At 39.2% G+C, this 18,827-nt stretch carries 16 protein-coding genes; 11 read left to right on the forward strand and 5 right to left on the reverse strand.

Annotated elements, in window-relative coordinates; translation table 11 throughout:
- Positions 1–116 precede the first annotated feature (116 nt).
- On the forward strand, positions 117–1,457 hold the full coding sequence (locus tag NSU02_RS03500) for an aromatic acid/H+ symport family MFS transporter (protein WP_339194248.1): 1,341 nt from the start codon (positions 117–119) through the stop codon (positions 1,455–1,457).
- A gap of 439 nt (positions 1,458–1,896) precedes the next feature.
- Here NSU02_RS03500 and NSU02_RS03505 read toward each other — a convergent pair whose 3' ends face one another.
- On the reverse strand, positions 1,897–2,889 hold the full coding sequence (locus NSU02_RS03505; RefSeq protein ID WP_339194249.1) for an acryloyl-CoA reductase: 993 nt from the start codon (positions 2,887–2,889) through the stop codon (positions 1,897–1,899).
- Between the two features lie 131 nt (positions 2,890–3,020).
- Here NSU02_RS03505 and NSU02_RS03510 point away from each other — a divergent pair, with 131 nt between their 5' ends.
- The 4 genes from NSU02_RS03510 to NSU02_RS03525 all read left to right on the forward strand — a co-directional run bounded on the left by NSU02_RS03510 (position 3,021) and on the right by NSU02_RS03525 (position 7,037).
- Positions 3,021–3,608, forward strand: a complete 588-nt coding sequence (locus tag NSU02_RS03510) for a TetR/AcrR family transcriptional regulator (RefSeq protein WP_339194251.1) — start codon at positions 3,021–3,023, stop codon at positions 3,606–3,608.
- Positions 3,609–3,863: 255 nt separating this feature from the next.
- Positions 3,864–4,610, forward strand: a complete 747-nt coding sequence (locus NSU02_RS03515; RefSeq protein WP_261308704.1) for a YkgJ family cysteine cluster protein — start codon at positions 3,864–3,866, stop codon at positions 4,608–4,610.
- A 312-nt stretch (positions 4,611–4,922) separates the two neighbouring features.
- Positions 4,923–5,528, forward strand: coding sequence for a TetR family transcriptional regulator (locus NSU02_RS03520; protein ID WP_339194254.1), 606 nt, complete (start codon positions 4,923–4,925; stop codon positions 5,526–5,528).
- Positions 5,529–6,155: 627 nt separating this feature from the next.
- Positions 6,156–7,037, forward strand: a complete 882-nt coding sequence (locus NSU02_RS03525; protein ID WP_066246834.1) for a LysM peptidoglycan-binding domain-containing protein — start codon at positions 6,156–6,158, stop codon at positions 7,035–7,037.
- A 150-nt stretch (positions 7,038–7,187) separates the two neighbouring features.
- On the opposite strand, the gene NSU02_RS03530 is transcribed toward NSU02_RS03525, so the two are convergent.
- Positions 7,188–7,535 carry a hypothetical protein gene (locus NSU02_RS03530; protein WP_063389277.1) on the reverse strand — a complete coding sequence of 116 codons (348 nt, stop codon included), beginning with the start codon at positions 7,533–7,535 and terminating at the stop codon, positions 7,188–7,190.
- 417 nt (positions 7,536–7,952) lie between these two features.
- Positions 7,953–8,591: a Bax inhibitor-1/YccA family protein gene (locus NSU02_RS03535; protein ID WP_311066873.1), complete on the reverse strand. Its 639-nt coding sequence runs from the start codon at positions 8,589–8,591 to the stop codon at positions 7,953–7,955.
- Between the two features lie 264 nt (positions 8,592–8,855).
- On the opposite strand from NSU02_RS03535, the gene NSU02_RS03540 reads away from it, so the two are divergent.
- Genes NSU02_RS03540 through NSU02_RS03550 form a run of 3 tightly spaced genes read left to right on the forward strand, consistent with a single transcriptional unit; the run spans position 8,856 to position 12,423 of the window.
- The gene (locus NSU02_RS03540) at positions 8,856–9,566 is read left to right on the forward strand and encodes an iron-containing alcohol dehydrogenase (RefSeq protein WP_339195660.1); all 711 of its coding nucleotides are present in this window, start codon (positions 8,856–8,858) and stop codon (positions 9,564–9,566) included.
- A gap of 20 nt (positions 9,567–9,586) precedes the next feature.
- Positions 9,587–10,987, forward strand: coding sequence for a hypothetical protein (locus NSU02_RS03545; protein ID WP_063389297.1), 1,401 nt, complete (start codon positions 9,587–9,589; stop codon positions 10,985–10,987).
- The gene (locus tag NSU02_RS03550) at positions 10,984–12,423 is read left to right on the forward strand and encodes an NAD-dependent succinate-semialdehyde dehydrogenase (protein ID WP_339194259.1); all 1,440 of its coding nucleotides are present in this window, start codon (positions 10,984–10,986) and stop codon (positions 12,421–12,423) included. The genes NSU02_RS03545 and NSU02_RS03550 overlap by 4 nt, the downstream gene beginning before the upstream one ends.
- A gap of 243 nt (positions 12,424–12,666) precedes the next feature.
- Here the strand turns inward: NSU02_RS03550 and NSU02_RS03555 are convergent, their stop codons facing one another.
- Together NSU02_RS03555 and NSU02_RS03560 are read right to left on the reverse strand one after the other, a co-directional pair.
- Positions 12,667–12,792 carry a hypothetical protein gene (locus NSU02_RS03555; protein WP_339194261.1) on the reverse strand — a complete coding sequence of 42 codons (126 nt, stop codon included), beginning with the start codon at positions 12,790–12,792 and terminating at the stop codon, positions 12,667–12,669.
- Between the two features lie 350 nt (positions 12,793–13,142).
- Complete coding sequence (locus NSU02_RS03560) at positions 13,143–14,321, reverse strand: MFS transporter (RefSeq protein ID WP_261308702.1); 1,179 nt, start codon at positions 14,319–14,321, stop codon at positions 13,143–13,145.
- 603 nt (positions 14,322–14,924) lie between these two features.
- Here NSU02_RS03560 and NSU02_RS03565 point away from each other — a divergent pair.
- The 3 genes from NSU02_RS03565 (at position 14,925) to ascB (ending at position 18,778) form a co-directional block, all read left to right on the forward strand.
- The gene (locus tag NSU02_RS03565) at positions 14,925–15,917 is read left to right on the forward strand and encodes a Gfo/Idh/MocA family oxidoreductase (protein WP_130156686.1); all 993 of its coding nucleotides are present in this window, start codon (positions 14,925–14,927) and stop codon (positions 15,915–15,917) included.
- Between the two features lie 311 nt (positions 15,918–16,228).
- Positions 16,229–17,059, forward strand: a complete 831-nt coding sequence (locus tag NSU02_RS03570; RefSeq protein ID WP_339194264.1) for a PRD domain-containing protein — start codon at positions 16,229–16,231, stop codon at positions 17,057–17,059.
- 255 nt (positions 17,060–17,314) lie between these two features.
- Positions 17,315–18,778 (forward strand): 6-phospho-beta-glucosidase, encoded by a 1,464-nt coding sequence (ascB, locus tag NSU02_RS03575; protein WP_339194266.1) that lies wholly within the window; start codon positions 17,315–17,317, stop codon positions 18,776–18,778.
- Positions 18,779–18,827: the final 49 nt, after the last annotated feature.

Consider the following 18,827-nt stretch of genomic DNA (forward strand, 5'->3'; position numbering starts at 1 on the left):
AATCATTCAGCGATATTTCATTGAAAAGAACAAGTAATCAAAACTATGAAATTCATTTAAGAAGTTTTTCCTTTCTAAATTATTATATCTTGCCGAAAAAAGGAGGAAGTGAGAACATGACAAGCCTTTCCGTAAAAAATTTTTTAGATGCAAGTAAATTTAACCGCTTTCACACTGTTTTATTGCTTTGGGGGCTTTTCACGATTAGCTTTGAGGGGTATGATTTGGTTGTTTATGGTACTGTAGTTCCGGTATTATCGAAAGAATGGGAGCTGTCGCCGATCCAGGCGGGCATTATTGGCAGCTATGGATTGTTTGGCATGATGTTCGGTTCGATCATTCTCAGCCTTTTGGCAGATAAATTCGGGCGCAAGCCGCTTATCATCATCTCTATTATCATTTTTAGTCTTGCGACAACAATATCGGGATTTGTTGATAATGCAACATTGTTTTCATGGTGCAGATTTTTAGCAGGAATTGGCTTTGGCGGCGCATTGCCTTCAGTGATCTCACTTCTTACAGAATATATTCCTAAATCCAGTAAAAATAAAGCGATTACATTGGCATTGTGCGGAAACCAAGTCGGCGGTATACTTGCACCGCTTGTCGGAGTTTTATTTATCACATCATTCGGCTGGAGACCTGTTCTATGGTTTTCTGTTATTCCTTTGTTCATCATCCCTTTTATGATTAAGTCTTTGCCTGAGTCTCCACAATTTTTAATTCGCAAAGGCAAACTGGACGATTTAGAGCGCACTTTAAGAAAAATTGACCCCGACTATAAAAAGCAGTTGATTGAAACCGAACAGGAACCTGAGATGAAAACAGAGAAAATTCCATTTATTGGGCTTTTTCAAAACAAACTGGCATTGCCTACGATTCTTTTCTGTATTGTTTACTTTATGGGGTTGTTAATGATCTATGGCCTAAATACTTGGCTTCCTAAATTAATGGAGACAGCAGGCTATCCGCTTATCTCCAGTCTCGGATTTGCGATCTTCTTAAACGGCGGTGCATTGCTGGGAACTATTATCATTGGTATTTTGGCGGATCGCAGAGGTTCGAAAGCATTAATTACCGGTTTGTATATTCTCGGCGCAGTGTGTCTTGCTCTTCTTGGGATCAAAAGCAATATTTTCTTCCTTTATTTGCTCATCGCCATTGCTGGTGTTTGTACGATGGGGAACCAAAGCTTATTAAACGCATTTGTTTCCCAGTATTATCCCGCACATGTGCGTTCAACAGGGGTTGGATTGGCGAATGGTGTAGGACGTCTCGGCGGCATGGTTGGCCCTACATTGGGCGGGATGCTTTTATCTCTGAAAGCACCGATTGGCATATGCTTTATTGCCTTTGCAGCTCCGGGCATTTGCGCAGCCTTGGCACTGCTTCTCGTTCGAAAAAAGCATGATGATCCAACAGTTCTTCAATCAGAAGCCGAATTGACATTGCAATAATCATTCATACAAAATTTGCACAATTAGATGAACTTAACTAAGGTAAAAAAATGGTTCCTATTTTCCGTACAAGAGACTGAATATTCAGTCTCTTGTGTAATCTCTAGTTAAGGATAAAAACAGCAAATGATTAAACCTATTCCGCTGTTTTAAACAAGTTGACTGTGTAAACAAAGGTGTAGAGCTAGGGTCGAATTTTCTGTTGCATACCATGTACGTAAAATACTGAGACCGAACTAAAAGAAATAATTTATCTAAAAAAACTGCGGATTAGTTGCTAGTAATGAGTTGCAAACTTTTTTAAGAACTGTTGACAGACAAAAAGCTCGGCATATGCTGAGCTTTTTGTCATCAATTCACTAAAAATTTTTTTAAATACCGATTTCCCGTTTCAAAAAGGGAACTATTTTCAATCAAAACCCAGAAAATGCTGCGAGTATTATGAGAGCTTTACAACCGTTCTGCCGCGCAGTTTGCCTTTTAGAATGTTCGATAATGCGTCAGGAAGCTGATCGAGTGTGATTTCTTGCGCAATAGATTCTAGTAGTTTATCAGGTTTTAAATCAGCGGCCATTCGCTCCCAAATTTGTTTTCGCAATTCCATTTGGCAATAGACCGAATCGATGCCAAGCAGGTTGACTCCGCGTAGAATAAATGGGAAGACAGTCGTTGGAACGTCGCTGCCTCCAGTTAGCCCACTGACTGCTACAGAGCCGTTGTATTGAATTCTGCTAAGGATTGCGGCAAGGGTTTTCCCGCCTACAGGGTCAACGGCTGCTGCCCAATATTGTTTATCTAACGGACGGATCTGTTCTGGACAAACTTCTTCGCGAGAAAGGATTTCTTTTGCGCCAAGCTCGCGTAAATATTCATGTTCTGTTTCTTTGCCTGTACTTGCGACAACATGATAGTTTCGTTTTGCCAACATGGAAACTGCGATGCTTCCGACTCCGCCGGTTGCTCCTGTAACGAGTACTTTTCCTTTGTCAGGAGTTAACCCATTTTCTTCTAAACGATGGACAGACAATGCCGCCGTAAATCCAGCTGTTCCTAAAGCCATAGCTTCTTTTAGTGTCAATCCTTTTGGAAGAGGGACAATCCAATCTGCAGGAATGCGGGCGTATTCGCTGTAGCCGCCGTAATGTGTCACGCCGATTTCATAGCTTGTTGCAATAACTTCGTCTCCCTCTTTAAAGCGCGGATCTTTAGAAGAAACAACAGTGCCGGCTAGATCGATACCTGGTACGAACGGATACGATTTTACAATTTTCCCATTCGGAATGGAAGCTAATCCATCTTTATAATTGACACTGGAATAAGCAACTTTTATGACGACATCTCCTTCTGGAAGGTCATTCATGGAAATGGTTTGTACTTTCACTGAAAAATCTGTCTCCGTTTTGTTCACTACTAACGCTTTGAAGTGGTCCACTCGACATCCCCCTTATTGTTTTTCATATTCTTGCTTTTACGATAACAAAATTATTCTGACCGGTCAAAATATTTTTATCGTCAAAAATTCATGTATAATATCGTTATGACCGAAGTTCGAGGGGTGTTTTTATGAAGAAAAAAGCAGAAGAAAGGCGAGAACAAATTTTAAGGGCTGCTTTTCAAGCTGTTTCAGATAAAGGGTACGAAACGGTAACATTGCAGGATATTGCTGATTATGCAGGTGTAAGCAAAGGGGTTACGAATTATTACTTTGAAAATAAGGAGGACGTTTTTTTAAGCTTGCTGGAATGGGTGACGGATCGCATTTATCAACAAGAGTATAAAGCGGTTAGTAAGCAGACAGCAGCGATAAATAAATTAGAGGCTTATATCCATTCTGTTTTTATCGATCCAAAAAAGAATAAAAAATTTTACAAAGTGTATCTTGATTTTATGGCACAAGCGAGCCGAAATCCGCAATATCGGCTTATAAATCTCAAGTTTTACGAAAACTGCTGGAAAATCGGCCGTGACATTGTTGCTCTTGGTCAAGAGGAAGGAACGTTTTCAGCTGACATTGATGTCGATACAGCTTCCAAAATGATTCGCTCGATCATCGATGGATGTCTCATTCAGTGGTTAATGCGTGATGAAGATCATCTTCATGAGTTTTATAAGAAAACTTGCTATGAGCTTATTTTGAAATATTTAAAATAAGGAAAGTCTTTTGGGAATGATCTCCTGAAAATAGACATATTCCAGCGCTCAGCACCTGAAAGTACTTGAGACAAACTGGGACTGTAACGAATGTTAAAATTATCGAATCATTTGTAGAAAGCGGCTGATTGGAAGCGGTTTGACGGCCAAAGGTGCATTTTGGTTGCTGAAATTTTAAAAGATGTACCTGATGGATTTTTTGAAGGCGATGATTTACGATATTGAAAAGACATTGTTGCAAGGAGTCGAAGTCTTTTGGATAATCGATTAACCTACGAAGACATGTTGAAAATCTGTGAAACAATTAATATACATTATATTCCGGATGAGCAGCTGTTTTATGACACGATTGATCATATTTTAGAAAACCCAGAAAACAAAAGTGCTTCCGAAATTATTCTAGAAACATTTACAGCACTCTTAAAATTAATAGATTCCCAAATTAAAGAAATTGAAACAAAAGTGAATATACAACCTTCCTGTTTTAAAGGCTGTGCTTATTGTTGTTATTTTCCGATTATCACCACCCGCTTGGAAGCCAAATTAATTTTGCAATATATTCAAAGCCTGCCAGAAGAACAGAAGCAAGATATTTTTGAACATTTATTGAATTATTTCGAATCGAACAAGGAGCAACTGGAAAAAGTATGCTCCATCGATTTTCATGAAGATCCTCAATTTAAATTCAAGTACATTTCTGAACAAGTGAGCTGTCCATTTTTAGATCGGTCGTCCAATACTTGCAAAGTTTACGAGGTCAGACCGACTCCGTGCCGCACGTATTTAAATTATTGCCATCCGAATGTGTGTGCGCAATCTTTAATGCCTCGGGAAACCTTCAGCTACGAATTTTTGCATGAATTTTATATGACGGCATTAAATGAGGTGCTTCAAGAGTTTTTATATGAAGATGAAGACTTAGGAATCACCTTTCCAGATGATGTATTTCATATCGATTATTTACCGAAGCTGTTAAAAGAAGAGCTGTGCAATAAGTCTTGAAAAAAGAAGTCAGATTTTGGACAAATTCAGGTTTAAGAGAATTTTCTGCATGCTTTGGGGAAAAAATGAAATAGAATTTAGTAAATATGGTAAAAAAACAGAAGGAGCTGTCTTAGAAAGTCAAATCCCTATTGAAAACAAAAATCATAAACATCGATGATATATCAACGTTTCTAAAACATAAAAGGGGGCCGTCAATAAGCCGAAAAAACGACTTATTAGACAGCCCCATTCTTGAAGAAATATTTTTCTTGATTTTTTTCACACTTTCTGTGAATATAAAATAAAAATATTCATATAAACATAAAGAAGGTGATTCGATGCCCACGTAAATTTCGTGAGGAAGAAAAGGAAACGATACGTCAAACATTATTAGAAACAGCCAAAGCAATGTTTCGTCAATACGGGATACAAAAAACAACTGTTGCGGCTTTGACTGAAGCTGCTGGCATTTCACAAGGAGCGTTTTATTTATTTTTCCCCTCCAAAGAAGCGTTGTTTTATGAAGTGTTTCAAATGGAGGAACGAAAATTAAGAGAAATGCTTCTAGTTGAGTGGACAGAGAAGCCGTTAACGCAAGAACGATTGGCAGATTTGTTAGTACAAGCTGTAAAGTTGATCGAACAAGAACCGATTTTGCGCTTGATGATTGATCGAAAAGAATATGAACTTTTAATGCGGAAGTTACCGCCGGAATATGTTGACCAGCATACGACAGAGGATGAAGATGCACTTGTGCCTCTTATTGAAAAATGGCAAGCCGAAGGAGTTATGGTAAAAGAAAACCCACGTACAATCGTCGCGGTCATACGCAGCTTCTTTTTGCAGCTTTTGTACCGCGATGAGATAGGGGAGAAGTTTGCCGAAGCGTTAGTGCTTCAAGCGAAATGGCTGGCGAAAGGATTGGTGGAGGAATGATTGAGATTAAACAATTAACCTACACATACCCAAAACAAGCGAAAACGGCATTAAAGGGATTTAACTTTGAAGTCAAAGAAGGGGAAATCGGCCTTTTGAAATAGACATGAATCTCCTAGCAAAAATGGAGGTTCATGTCTTTCGTTATTTTACCAGAGATATCCATGATGATGGCACTGAGTCGGTTGGTCTGAGCACCGTCTCCTTGTTTTTCTAGAATGGTGTATAACGATTGGTTTTCGAGATTTTATGACATATAGATCGGTTTGGATAAAGATCGACTGTCCAATCAATGTAGATCAAGAATGATAAGCTATCAATTCATGTCTGAAAATCCCTCCATATATAACACGACCAATTTATTTGAGGACTGGATGAAATAGCAGTGAAGTGAGGTTTAAGCGAAAATATGGCAAGGCTTATATTTTGCCTGAGCAATCAGAAGAGAAGGAATTATGCACTGGTGTAACAGTAACTGAAGTGAAAAATTCCTAAATATTAGTATGAAATTTTACATTTTTTTCTTCTTTGAAAAGCAACTGTTATCTATTTAATATCTTTTTGCAAAGCTATTGTTACATAAAATTGCTATGATGTCGTCGTAGGGAAAAGGAGGGATTTTTCATCATGAAAAAAACAATCATTGCTTTTACAGCTGCAGTAGCGACTTCGCTTCCATTTGTAGGTCAAGCTTCTGCTGAAACATATAAGGTAAAACAAGGTGATTCTCTTTGGGAAATCTCTAAAGAATATAATGTATCAGTGGCAGATATAAAAGAATGGAACGGCTTAACGACTGAAACGATTTATCCAAATCAAGAATTAGTCGTAAGTGAAAAAATAAAATATACAATCAAATCTGGAGATACGTTAAGCAGTATTGCCGATCAATTCGGTGTGACCGTTTCGTCACTAAAATCTGCGAATAACTTAACATCCGATTTAATTTTTGCTGGTGATGTTTTAATAATTGATCAAGCAGCGAAAGAGGAACGTACAGTAGAAAAGAAAGTGAACAAACCAGTCGTACAGCAAGAAACAACGACGAATGATAAAAACACAGCATCTGCAAATAAAACCAGTACATATGCTGCGAATGAAAAGAGTTTAAAAAAAGAAGAAGCAACGTCTTCTTCACCTAAAGAGGAAAACAGCTCTAATCAAACTGTCAGCAAGCAAGAAGTTCAAGCGAGAGAAACTGCAACGAAAGCTCAAGAAGATAACGGAGCGAAAGATGCTGGCGAAACGATTACAATGGAAGCCACCGCATATTCTTTAGTAGGAAATAAAACAGCAAATGGAACTGTATTAACAAAAGACTCAAAAGTTGTATCTGTAGATCCAAGTGTTATACCGTTAGGAAGCAAAGTATATATAGAAGGATACGGGACATATACTGCTGCTGATACGGGCAGTGCAATCCGCGGCAAAAAAATTGATATCCATATGCCTACTGAACAAGATGCGATCCAATTCGGACGTAAACAAGTAAAAGTAACAATTAAATAACTAGATAATACGGGTGCCGAAAGCTTCTTTTTGGCGCCCTTTTTATTTTTTGATTATTACGTTTTGTCAAAAAGGCTAAAGATGCAGAAACTGAAGGTGAATAGGAAAGGAAAAAATATTGCAGCGATTTTTGGAAGATGAGAACTTAAGCTATAATTGTCTAAGCTTTTTTTCATGCTTCAATGTTTTGCTGGACACGAAGTCGAGGGTTTCTTGTGCGTCTGTTAATTCAGCGCGAATCCCTTCCAATTTTTTCTCTAAGCGTGTAAAGCGTTCATCCACGTTTTTTCTAAAAGATTGCAAATCGTTTTCCAGTTTATCCATTCTTGATTCCAGCTTGTCCATTCTAGATTCCAGCTTATCCATTCTAGATTCCAGTTTGTCCATTCTTGCCTCTAAGCCATCCATTCTTTTTTCAAGATGATCAAATCTTGAGTCAATGTGCTCAGAATGCTCTTTCAGCGCCTGTAAAATTGTTTTTAATGCAACGTCTTCCATACTAAAAGGGCTGCCTCCTTTCTTTTCACTATATTTTTTATTATAAAAGATTATAGGTAAAAATGTAAGTTGGAATAATTCTGGAAAATACTCAAATCGGGTATTTGTCAAAAAGAGTTGATTACAGCAAATTTCAGTTGCACGTAACCGTCAGCCGTACAGGGCAAACGCGTTTGAAGCTTGCAGTGAAACGCCGGGCAAAAAGAACAAACATGCTGAAATATTAGGCTTGTTGCAAGGACAAAAAAGGAGAGCAGCAAGCAAAAGTAAAATAAAAAAAAAGGAACCGTAAAAGCTTTCCTAACGAGTGAAAAGAAGAACCGGCACTAGATGACTCTGACATAAAAATTGATCCGGTTCTACAAATTTTTAAATACCCGAAATTTTTGCAAGCAGCTTTCTTTTTTTAGCTCTCCTTCAATCTTTTGAAGAAAGAATGCCAAAGATTCGTAAAATTTGAATGAACAGGTTGATGAAGTCTAAATATAGATTTAGGGCTATTAACGGCACTTCTTCTGGATGAACACCGTAATGCTTCATTCGATTAAAGTCATATAATACGTAGCCGCTGAAAATTAATACTCCTATGAAGGAAAATGCGAGCATGCCGCCTGAGTTCAACGGCCAAAAAAGATTAAGAACATAAATGATCAGAAAAGCGAGCAGGGCAGAAAATAACATTCCGCCAAGAAATGAGAAATCTCGTTTTGTTGCAGTTGCATATACAGCTAATCCAGTAAAAACAGCGGTTGTGGCGGCTAGTGCCATAATGACCGCGTGCGCGCCGATTGTTGAAACATAATGCGAGATCATTGGATAGGCTGTAATCCCTGAAATAAACGTAAAACTATATAGAAATGTATAAGAAATAGCTTTTTTTCTGCGCAAAAAGAATGCAAAAATAATCATGCCAAGTTCAATTATGGCAAGAGGCAAAAACAGTGATGGCGGCACATATATTCCCGCTGCCATTCCTAGCATGGCGATAGCCAAAGAAACGGCAAACGACTTTAAAACACTGGGCATTTGTCTTCTATTCGTAGCGTGTGTATACATAGTTTCCCCCGCAAATTTGATCTTCGATATGACGGTTAATGTTTTATTCTTTTGATATAATTTACGATTAACTTTATGCAAGGATTCATTTTTTTTAATTCAAGTCTTTGCAAATTCGATTTTGTTTAAACAATGTTCATTTTTTTTTGCATCCTTTAGAAGCGGGAAGTTAGAAATCAACTATTCTACTGGACTCGACCTTTCTCAGGGCTGCCTTTAATAGCCATTCCGACAACTGCCGGAACAGGTTCCGAAGTTACGAATATTTCAATCTTGTCGGATACGAAAGAGCAGGTGAAAAAAGGGATTGTCAGTCCGTTCTTATTACCTGATGTCGCAATTGTTTCGCCGATCATGACCATTACGTGCCCTCCTAGCGTGACAGCAGCAAGCGGAGTGGATGCATTGGTTCATGCTGTGGAAGCATATATTTCGAAGTTTGCTTCTCCGATTACGGATGCACTGGCAATTGGTGCGATGAAACTTATTTCCACCCATTTACCGAAAGCGTATTCAAACCCGGAAAACATCGAATCACGTGAGGCGATGATTACAGCGAGTCTCATGGCGGGATTGGCTTTTGGTAATGCAGGCGTTGGAGCAGTGCACGCTCTCGCTTATCCTCTTGGAGGACGTTTTCATATAGCACACGGTGTAAGCAACTCCTTGCTGCTTCCATACGTCATGAAATGGAACAAAATAGCTTGTTTAGAAAGATTCCGTGATATCGCAGAAGCGTTAGGTGAAAAAGTAGATCATCTAAACGATGATCAAGCGGCTGATGCAGCGATTGAAGCGATGATCCGGATATGCCGCTATGTGGAAATTCCACAATCTTTGCGTGAATTTAATATTCCGGAATCCGCGATTTCTGAAATGGCTGAGGAAGCTTTAAAGCAAACGCGGCTTCTGCGCAATAACCCTCGAAAATTAAGCAAAAAAGATATTGAACAAATATACCGTGCTGCCTATTGATAGGAGGGAAAATCATGATCATGAAATGGAAAAATCGTCCGCACGGCGCTGAAACGCCATATATCCCTGCAGGTCCCTTTAAAATACGGCTGCCGTTTATTCATTATCGGTTTGAATGGCCCGATTATGTGCAGGGTTTGCTCATGTGTGCGGTAGACCTTGGGGCTATTACTCTTTTAGCGGATCATTTAGGGATGCCGTTTGAAGTGGCTCTCGCTGTTGTTGTATTGAATGGACTTTTATATTTACTGCATCATCTGCTTGGTGACCCGGTCATTCCAGGTTGGGTCACTCCCGCGATTCCATTGATTGTTTTGTTTGTTAAACAATTTCCAGAAGGTGAGGACCGAATATATGCACTCATTGCATTTCAGTTGACTCTTGGAATTTTATCCATCATTTTAGGAGTAACGGGACTTGCCAGCAAAGTGGTGCGTTTAGTGCCTGACGCCATTAAATCAGGTATTATACTGGGTGCCGGAATTGGAGCTGTCGTATCGATTTTTGAAGCCGGAGGAAAGTTTGAATTATTCCCGATTACGATCACAATTTGCATTGGCTTTGCGTTTTATCTAATATTCTCTAAACATTTCGAAAAATTAAAGCAAAAAAACAAAGGCTGGGCTTTGTTGGGGAATTTAGGGATTTTACCAGCTATTTTGCTAGCTGTTTTCGTAGCGCCTCTTGTTGGAGAAGCGAAATGGCCGGACATTCAATGGGGCTTCAGTAAACCAGATTTCGCCACACTTTGGGCGGAATATACGGTATTTGGCCTGGGCTTCCCTGCGTTATCGTTTTTCGTGAAGGCAGTCCCTGCTGTTTTTGCAACGTATTTAGTTGTGTTTGGAGATGTGCTGAAAACGAAAGCTCTCCTTTCTGAATCTGATGTCATACGTACGGATGAAAAAGTTGATTACAATCCGAACCGCGCCCACTTAATATTTGGTGGCCGAAACATTCTAATGAGCATGATCGGCCCTGATATTACGATGTGCGGTCCGATGTGGGCTGCCATGCAAGTGGTCGTGATCGAGCGGTTTAAAAAAGGTAAAGAAGCGATGCATTCGTTTTTCGGCGGAGCAGGATCGTTCCGTTGGGGTACAAATACTGGATTATTTTTGCTGCCTATAGTAAGTTTAGTACAACCGATACTTGGAGTTGCTTTAGCTTTGACATTGTTGGTACAAGGTTATGTAAGCGTTCGTATCGGTGTCATGCAGTCCCGCAGCCAGCGTGATCTCGGAATTGCGGGGATTGTTGGTGCAATCCTCGTCATAAAAGGAGCAACAATGGCTTTTGCTGCCGGCATCCTTTTATGCATCCTGCTCTATGGAAAAGATTTTCTGCGCGGAGAAAACGACCGCATATTTACGCACCACTCGAATGAAGAAAAAGAAAGAGAGGAGATTCAAGCAGTATGAAAGAACAACCATTGACAAAAGGGCTGTATCTTAACGGAGAATTTGTTCAGTTGGATGACAATTTTGTCGTTCAAAACCCTGCCACTTTTGAAACAGTTGGTTATGTGCCGAACGGAACCGCCAAGGAAGCAAAGCTGGCTGTCGATGCAGCTCACGAAGCTTTTAAAACTTGGTCAAAAACGACAGCCTATGAACGAGCAGAATTACTGGAAAAATGGTATAAGCTCATAAATGATCGGCTGGAAGTGTTGGCATCCACGATGACAATCGAGCAGGGAAAACCGCTCGCCGAGGCGAAAGGCGAAATACAATATGCAAACAGCTTTGTGAAATGGTTTGCAGAAGAAGCGAAACGGATTTATGGCGAAACGATTCCGGCATCTGTTCATTCGAAGAGAATTATCGTTCAAAAACAACCTGTAGGAGTTGTTGCTGCCATAACTCCTTGGAACTTTCCGGCGGCGATGATCACACGGAAAGTCGCCCCTGCCCTTGCAGCCGGATGCACAGTTGTCATAAAACCGGCTGAACAAACACCGCTTACAGCACTTTTATTAGCAGAATGTGCTCATGAAGCAGGTTTTCCAGCAGGTGTCATCAATGTTATAACGACTGAAAAACCAGCTGAAGTCGTTGATGTTTGGATGGAAGATTCACGCGTTAAGAAGGTTACTTTTACAGGGTCTACTCCAGTTGGAAAGCTGTTAATGAGAAAAGCAGCGGATACTGTAAAAAAAGTATCGCTTGAACTTGGAGGCTTGGCACCTTTTATCATAACAGAAGATGCAAATATTCAAGAAGCTGTAAAGGGCGTTGTGCAATCAAAATTCAGAAATGCGGGTCAAACGTGCGTATGCGCCAACCGGATTTATGTCCATGAGTCAATTAAGGAGCCGTTTTTAAAAGCATTTCATGAAGCTGTTTTAACACTGCAAGTAGGGAATGGCCTTGACGAGAAGGTAGACATTGGACCGCTTATTGACGAAAATGCAGTCAAAAAAGTTCAACATCAATTAGAAGATGCAGTCGAAAAAGGCGCGAAACTCCATGAAGGACCTGCCGTGAATATGGACAAAGGATATTTTATGAAGCCGGTTGTAATCTCTGATGTAACAGATGATATGTTGTGCATGCAGGAAGAAACATTTGGTCCATTGGCACCGGTCAGCACATATTCAGATGATGAAGAAGTTATCCAACGTGCAAATGGTACACCATTTGGTTTGGCTGCGTATGTTTACACCCAATCTCTCAAAAAGGCTGTTTGGTTTTCTGAAAATCTAGAATACGGCATTGTCGGAATCAATGACGGCCTTCCGTCTGTCGCCCAAGCACCTTTTGGCGGAATGAAAGAGAGCGGCCTTGGAAGAGAAGGAAGCCACTACGGGCTGGACGAATTCCTAGAAATTAAGTTCGTTTCTCTTCAATTAATATAATTTTGGAAATCTAAAAAAGTGTGGAAAGAGGGTAAAAACACCCTCTTCCATGCTTTTAGCTACAATAGAAAATCATGATCTAACACTTTTTCATAAACCCATTCATTTGGCTAATCCATTCTAACTGACAGCCTTCCGGATTTTCTATCAGGTTTTGTTTGCTGACTTAACAATATGAATTTTAGCTATCACAATTGACAGTTTATAAGAGTTCCACATATCAATTACTACAAGTTTTATATATCAAGCAAGATTTGAAAGAAATCGAACAATTTCATCTTGTTCGATTGTATTTTCGATGACTATTTTCATTGCTTCCACCTTGCAAATTTTGATTATTTGAAAAGCCCCTGCTTCTTTTACCTTCATTGTCACCTATTACATCTCTGCGTTAGCAACTATAAGGTGTTACGCAACGTAAAAGTCAATAGAAAAAGATGTTATTTTCTGGAACTTTTTAAAGATGAAGGTTGCCATATTTTTATTTTGAAAAGTGGCATTTTTGGAGGGATTTTACGTGAAATGAGCTGTGTAAAACAGTAGACAGTTTACAGGAATTCCATGCAATTTTCTGCTTATGACATGCTGATCCATCTCTAATTTTTATGGGAATTTGCACGATAATCCGAACACCATAAATTTTTTCTTGAAAAAACGTTCAGTTCTTCCGACAGGCTAAGCGTTTTTTTTCTGCACTAATCTATTATACTTTCTGACGGTTAAAGACGTTTCTCAGCATACCGAATAAAAGGTAAGCTTGATAGCAATAAAGCTGTGATAAACAAGATGACTCCCGCCCAATGGAAATGAATCCAAAAATAGCCCCCAAATGTACCAACTAAGCTTGATCCTAAATAATAGAATAAAAGATATAAAGAAGATGCTTGAGCTTTATTCTTATCCGCCCGTTCTCCAATCCAAGCGCTGGCAATGGAATGACAGCCGAAAAAACCATATGTAAATAGTGAAATGCCGATAATTTTCACCAATACTGGCGGAAAAAGAGTCAATATGGCTCCGGAAATAGTCAAAGCGACGGCAAAAATTAGCGTGGCTGAATGGCCGTGTTCATCAGCTTTTTTGCCTAAAAATACAGAGCTGAAGCTTCCGAAAATGTAGACGATGAAAAGGAAGCCAAGCAATGATTGGCTGAATGAATAAGGAGGCTCGCTCAGTAAATAGCCAATATAATTGTATAATGTCACAAAGCTTCCCATAAATAAAAAGCCCAAAAAAATGAGAGATAAAAGCGGCTTATTTTTTAAGTGTACAGTATATGCCTTTATAACAGCTTCTATATTAAACGGCTTTTTTTCGCTATTCTTTGGTGTCGGTAGAATAAAAGCAAAGACGATGCTTAAAATAAGAGCTAGCGCTCCGATGGAAAATAAAGCGGTCCTCCATGAAAAAAAATCTGTCAACAAGCCAGTGATTATTCGGCCGGCCATTCCGCCGATGCTTGTTCCGCTTATATACAATCCCATCACTTTGCCAATTGCAGTTGGATGAAATTCTTCTGCTACATACGCCATAGCGAGAGAGGGGATGCCTGCTGAAGAAATTCCAAGCAGTGTTCGGAATACAACAAGCAAAGGAAAATTTGGGCTCATAGCAATAAACATAGAGAGCATGGAAGTAAGCAGCATCGAGATGATCATGATTTTCTTTTTTCCAAGAACATCTGACAAACTAGCAGCTACCAGCATCATAAAAGCAAGTGTTCCGGTTGAAGCCGATACGGTTAAACTGGCTGATGCGGCAGAGATATGAAATTCTTTTGAGAAAACAGGCAGTAAAGGCTGTGTTGTATACAAAATGGAAAAGGTGACAAACCCGCCGAAAAAAAGAGCTATGCTGGCCTTTACATATTCTGGACTGTTCATTTTTATGTATACCAATTGGACTCGCCTCTTTCCATTATTTCCAAATATACTATACATCTAATAAGCTAAACTGTCTAATGCAACGAATGTAGTAGAGGCGAATGACAATGAACGATAATCTGTACGAAATCACTTTTAAGGGCCGACTAGTCGAAAAAAACACAAAAATTCAATCATAAACAAAAATTTAAATCTAGCAACATTCCTCTTTCAAAACTTGCAAATGTCAAAGCCTACATTCCCTTGGCAACCGAGTGATTTGCCGTATTTGCTGCTGAAGGAATTTGAGCACCGATTCCCTTATGTGTTCACACAACCAAGGGAAAACATTTTATGCGATGGTTCCAATTGGTCGTTGGCAAAAATATAGAAAGTACAAACAAACAACTTCAAACATAAAAAGTTAGCAGGCGGACAATGTTCCGTGACAGTGGCAGCAGCGGTTTGAATTCTTGTGGAGGAATCTGCTGAAAAGTTGTATGGACGATGTGTGAAAATGTGGTAAAATATAAAAAAGCGTTTTCAAAATCAAAAAATATTAATGTAAAATCAAAAGAATTTCAAAAATAATTGACAAGATTATGTTTTTTCAAAATTGATCTGGAGGGGATTTAGAAATTGAAGAAAACTCGTTGGGGAATAATAAGCACAGCACAAATCGCTAAAAAGCAGTTGATTCCTGCGATTCAAAGATCTAAAAATGCTGTTGTAGCGGCGATAGCAAGCCGATCCGATAAAGTGATCGGGGTGGCTGATGAATTAAATATTCCGAAAGCCTATAAAAGTTATGAAGACTTGCTAAAGGATCCAGATATCGATGTTGTATACATACCGCTGCCTAACCATTTGCACAAAGAATGGATTGTGAAGGCAGCTGAAGCAGGAAAACATGTATTATGTGAAAAGCCAGCAACGTTGACAGCTGAGGAGGCGAAAGAAGCGGCAGCCGTTTGTGAAAAAAACAATGTGAAGTTTATGGAAGCGTTTATGTACCAATTTCACCCACAGCATCAAAGAGTTCGAGACATCATCGCATCAGGTGAAATTGGCGATGTGAAATTAATGAGAGCCAACTTTTCGTTTTATTTGGATCCTGCCTCGCAAAATATTCGTTTAAATTCTGATATGGGCGGCGGCAGTATTTATGATATTGGCTGCTATTGTATTCATTCGATTCGAAATATTATTCAAGCCGAACCGGCTGAAGTGAGAGTAGATGCTGAAATAGATCCTGTTCATCGCGTTGATACGACGGCTGTCGGATATATGGAGCTTGACAATGGAGTCAAAGCCGTTTTTGACTGCAGTTTTCACGCGAGTTTTTCAAATGTTTATGAAGTGGTCGGAACGAAAGGTTCTATTCGCGTTCCAAGAGCCTATCGACCTGACCGCCAAGGAGGAGAAGGCTTAATCATTGTTGAAAAAGAAAATGAACAGAGAATCGAAAGCATTGTAGCGGATCAATACGCTCTTCAAGTTGAGCATTTTTCAGATGCGGTGCTGCATGGAAAAAATCCTTCCTACACAAGCGAAAATATGATCCAAAATATGACTGTAATCGAAGCTTGCTATGAATCGATCAAACAGGGAAAAAAGATTTCGCTCAAATAAAATGACAAAACGGCGGGGCATGTGTTCTCGCCGTTATTTTTTATCATTTTGACCAATAGAAAGCGTACTGGACAGAAGTGAATTCACCTCCCCTTATCGTCGGGCTGTACCCAACGCATGGTGGCGGGGAGTTTTTTGAAACTCTCTTACTATTAAAAAAACGAAAATCTGCTTTAGCAATCGAATTTTTGTATTGACAAATCCTAATAAATCGTAAATTCTCTTAATTAAGGACTTCTTTCATAAATAATATCGGGTGCATTTTGCAATATATAGGTATAATAGCATCAAACTAAAGGCAGGGGGTACGCGTGAAAATCGCAAAAGTGATTAATAATAACGTGATCAGCGTTATACAAGATGATCAAGAGCTGGTCATCATGGGACGAGGGATTGCCTTTAAGAAAAGACCTGGCGATGAGGTTAATGAAGACAGAATTGAAAAGATTTTTAAATTGGAAAATCAGGATATGGCCAGTAAATTTAAATCGCTATTGTACGAGGTTCCGATGGAATATGTAAAAGTAACGGAGGAAATGATACAATACGCGAAAAATAAACTTGGCAAAAAACTGAATGATATTATTTATATATCGCTGACAGACCATATTAATTTCGCCATAGAACGGCAAAAACAAGGGATAAAGATTGTGAATCCATTACTTTGGGAAATCAAGCGGATATATAAAGATGAATTTCAAATCGCTTTGGAAGCACTGAAAATGATTAAAGACAAATTGGCGATTGAACTGCCTGAAGATGAAGCCGGTTTCATTGCGATGCATTTCGTCAATGCTGAGCTGAATGAAGAAATGACGGATGTCGCCAATATGACAAAGATTATTCAAGATATACTGAATATTGTAAAATACCATTTTAAAATTGAGCTTGACGAGGATTCATTAAATTATTTCCGTTTCCTTACCCACTTGAAATTTTTCGCGCAACGGCTCATAAACAACATGCTGCTGAAGAGCGACGATGATGAATTGTATGAAATCGTAAAAAATAAGCATCCGGAAGCTTATGCCTGCACGAAAAAAATAAAAGATTATATTCAAAAGGTGCATGGCCATGAAATAACTTCGGAAGAAAAACTATATTTGACAATTCATATTGATCGAGTCGTGAATCGTAATTAAACAAAATCTCAGCTTCTCGTAAAAATTTTTAAATGAACTGTTGACAGGAAATGAAAGCGTATGCTAATTTGTAAATAACAATCGAATAGAAACCATTTCATTTAGGATTGTTACTGGTCATGCAGGCAAAACCTAAATTGTTTCGTCATTTTTATGGCGGGCAATTTAGGTTTTTTTATTTTCTTGATCGTATAAGCGCTTTGCGACAGGATAAAGTTGGAAATTTTTTAATAATAACGAGAGGGTGAATGAACAATGGGCCATTTCGAAGCGAAATTCCCGGAAAACTTTCTCTGGGGCGGCGCAACTGCTGCCAACCAATTAGAAGGTGCTTTTGATGCAGATGGAAAAGGTCTTTCTACTGCCGATATGGTGGCTTATGTACCAAAAGAAAAACGTGGTAAAAACGGACATTCATTAGATGTGACAAGTGCAGAAATCGAGGAAATCTTAAGCGGAGCAGCATCAGATAAAATTTTCCCGAAACGTTTCGGAATCGATTTTTATCATCGCTATAAGGAAGACATCGCCTTATTTGCAGAAATGGGGTTTAAAGTATTCCGTTTATCCATTTCTTGGCCGCGTATCTTCCCGAATGGGGATGAGACCGAACCAAATGAAGCAGGATTAGCCTTTTATGACAAAGTGTTTGACGAACTGGAGAAATATAATATTGAGCCGCTTGTTACACTTTCCCACTACGAAATGCCGCTCGGACTTGTGCAAAAGTACGGCGGCTGGACGAATCGCAAGGTGATAGATTTCTTTGTTCACTACGCTGAAACCGTATTTAAACGGTATAAAAACAAGGTGAAATATTGGCTGACATTTAATGAAATCAATATGATTACTTTCAGTCCGTACACCGGCGGCGGCATTTTAACCGATCGGGTTGAAAATGTAAAACAAGCTGCCTTCCAAGGGGTACACCACCAATTTGTAGCAAGTGCACTAGCTGTTAAAGCATGCCACGAAATCATTCCGGATGCAAAAATCGGCTGTATGCTGGCTAGATTGGAAGTATATCCGGAAACATGCAACCCGGACGATGTACTTAAAGCATTAAAAGAAGATCAGCTGAACTTATTTTTCACAGATGTTCAAGTTCGCGGCGCATACCCAAGTTATATGAAACGATATTTTGCAGAAAATAATATTCACATTGAAAAACTTCCAGGCGATGATGCCATTTTAAAACAATATACAGTGGATTTCCTTTCGTTCAGCTACTATATGACACTTGTAGCCAGCACGAAGGATGATGCTGAAGAAGTTTCAGGCAATTTAATCGGCGGTGTGAAAAACCCTTATCTTGAATCATCTGATTGGGGTTGGCAAATTGATCCGATCGGCTTGCGGATTACGTTAAATAAATTGTATGACCGCTATCAAGTTCCTTTATTTATAGTGGAAAACGGATTAGGGGCCTACGACAAGGTTGAGGAAGACGGCAGCATCCATGACGATTACCGAATTGACTATTTGCGCAAACATATTGAGCAAATGAAAGAAGCGATTGGCGACGGTGTTGAATTAATGGGGTATACAACTTGGGGGCCTATTGATTTAGTAAGCGCATCTACCTCAGAAATGAGCAAACGGTATGGTTTTATTTATGTCGATCAAGATGATTTCGGCAACGGAACATTGAAACGACTCCGGAAGGACAGCTTCTATTGGTATAAAAAAGTAATCGAAACGAATGGAGAAGAATTGTAAAAACGATTGCGATGTCGAAATCACTCTGTTTGAAAATGAAATGGGAGGT

This window comes from Aeribacillus sp. FSL W8-0870 (genome assembly GCF_037963755.1).
GTDB classification, from domain to species: Bacteria; Bacillota; Bacilli; order Bacillales; family Aeribacillaceae; genus Aeribacillus; species Aeribacillus composti.

Coding starts and splice junctions, on each gene's coding strand:
- NSU02_RS03500 (WP_339194248.1), top strand. CDS start 117: ATGACAAGCCTTTCCGTAAAAAATTTTTTAGATGCAAGTAAATTTAAC.
- NSU02_RS03510 (WP_339194251.1), top strand. CDS start 3,021: ATGAAGAAAAAAGCAGAAGAAAGGCGAGAACAAATTTTAAGGGCTGCT.
- NSU02_RS03525 (WP_066246834.1), top strand. CDS start 6,156: ATGAAAAAAACAATCATTGCTTTTACAGCTGCAGTAGCGACTTCGCTT.
- NSU02_RS03530 (WP_063389277.1), bottom strand. CDS start 7,535: ATGGAAGACGTTGCATTAAAAACAATTTTACAGGCGCTGAAAGAGCAT.
- NSU02_RS03535 (WP_311066873.1), bottom strand. CDS start 8,591: ATGTATACACACGCTACGAATAGAAGACAAATGCCCAGTGTTTTAAAG.
- NSU02_RS03545 (WP_063389297.1), top strand. CDS start 9,587: ATGAAATGGAAAAATCGTCCGCACGGCGCTGAAACGCCATATATCCCT.
- NSU02_RS03550 (WP_339194259.1), top strand. CDS start 10,984: ATGAAAGAACAACCATTGACAAAAGGGCTGTATCTTAACGGAGAATTT.
- NSU02_RS03555 (WP_339194261.1), bottom strand. CDS start 12,792: ATGAAGGTAAAAGAAGCAGGGGCTTTTCAAATAATCAAAATTTGCAAG.
- ascB (WP_339194266.1), top strand. CDS start 17,315: ATGGGCCATTTCGAAGCGAAATTCCCGGAAAACTTTCTCTGGGGCGGC.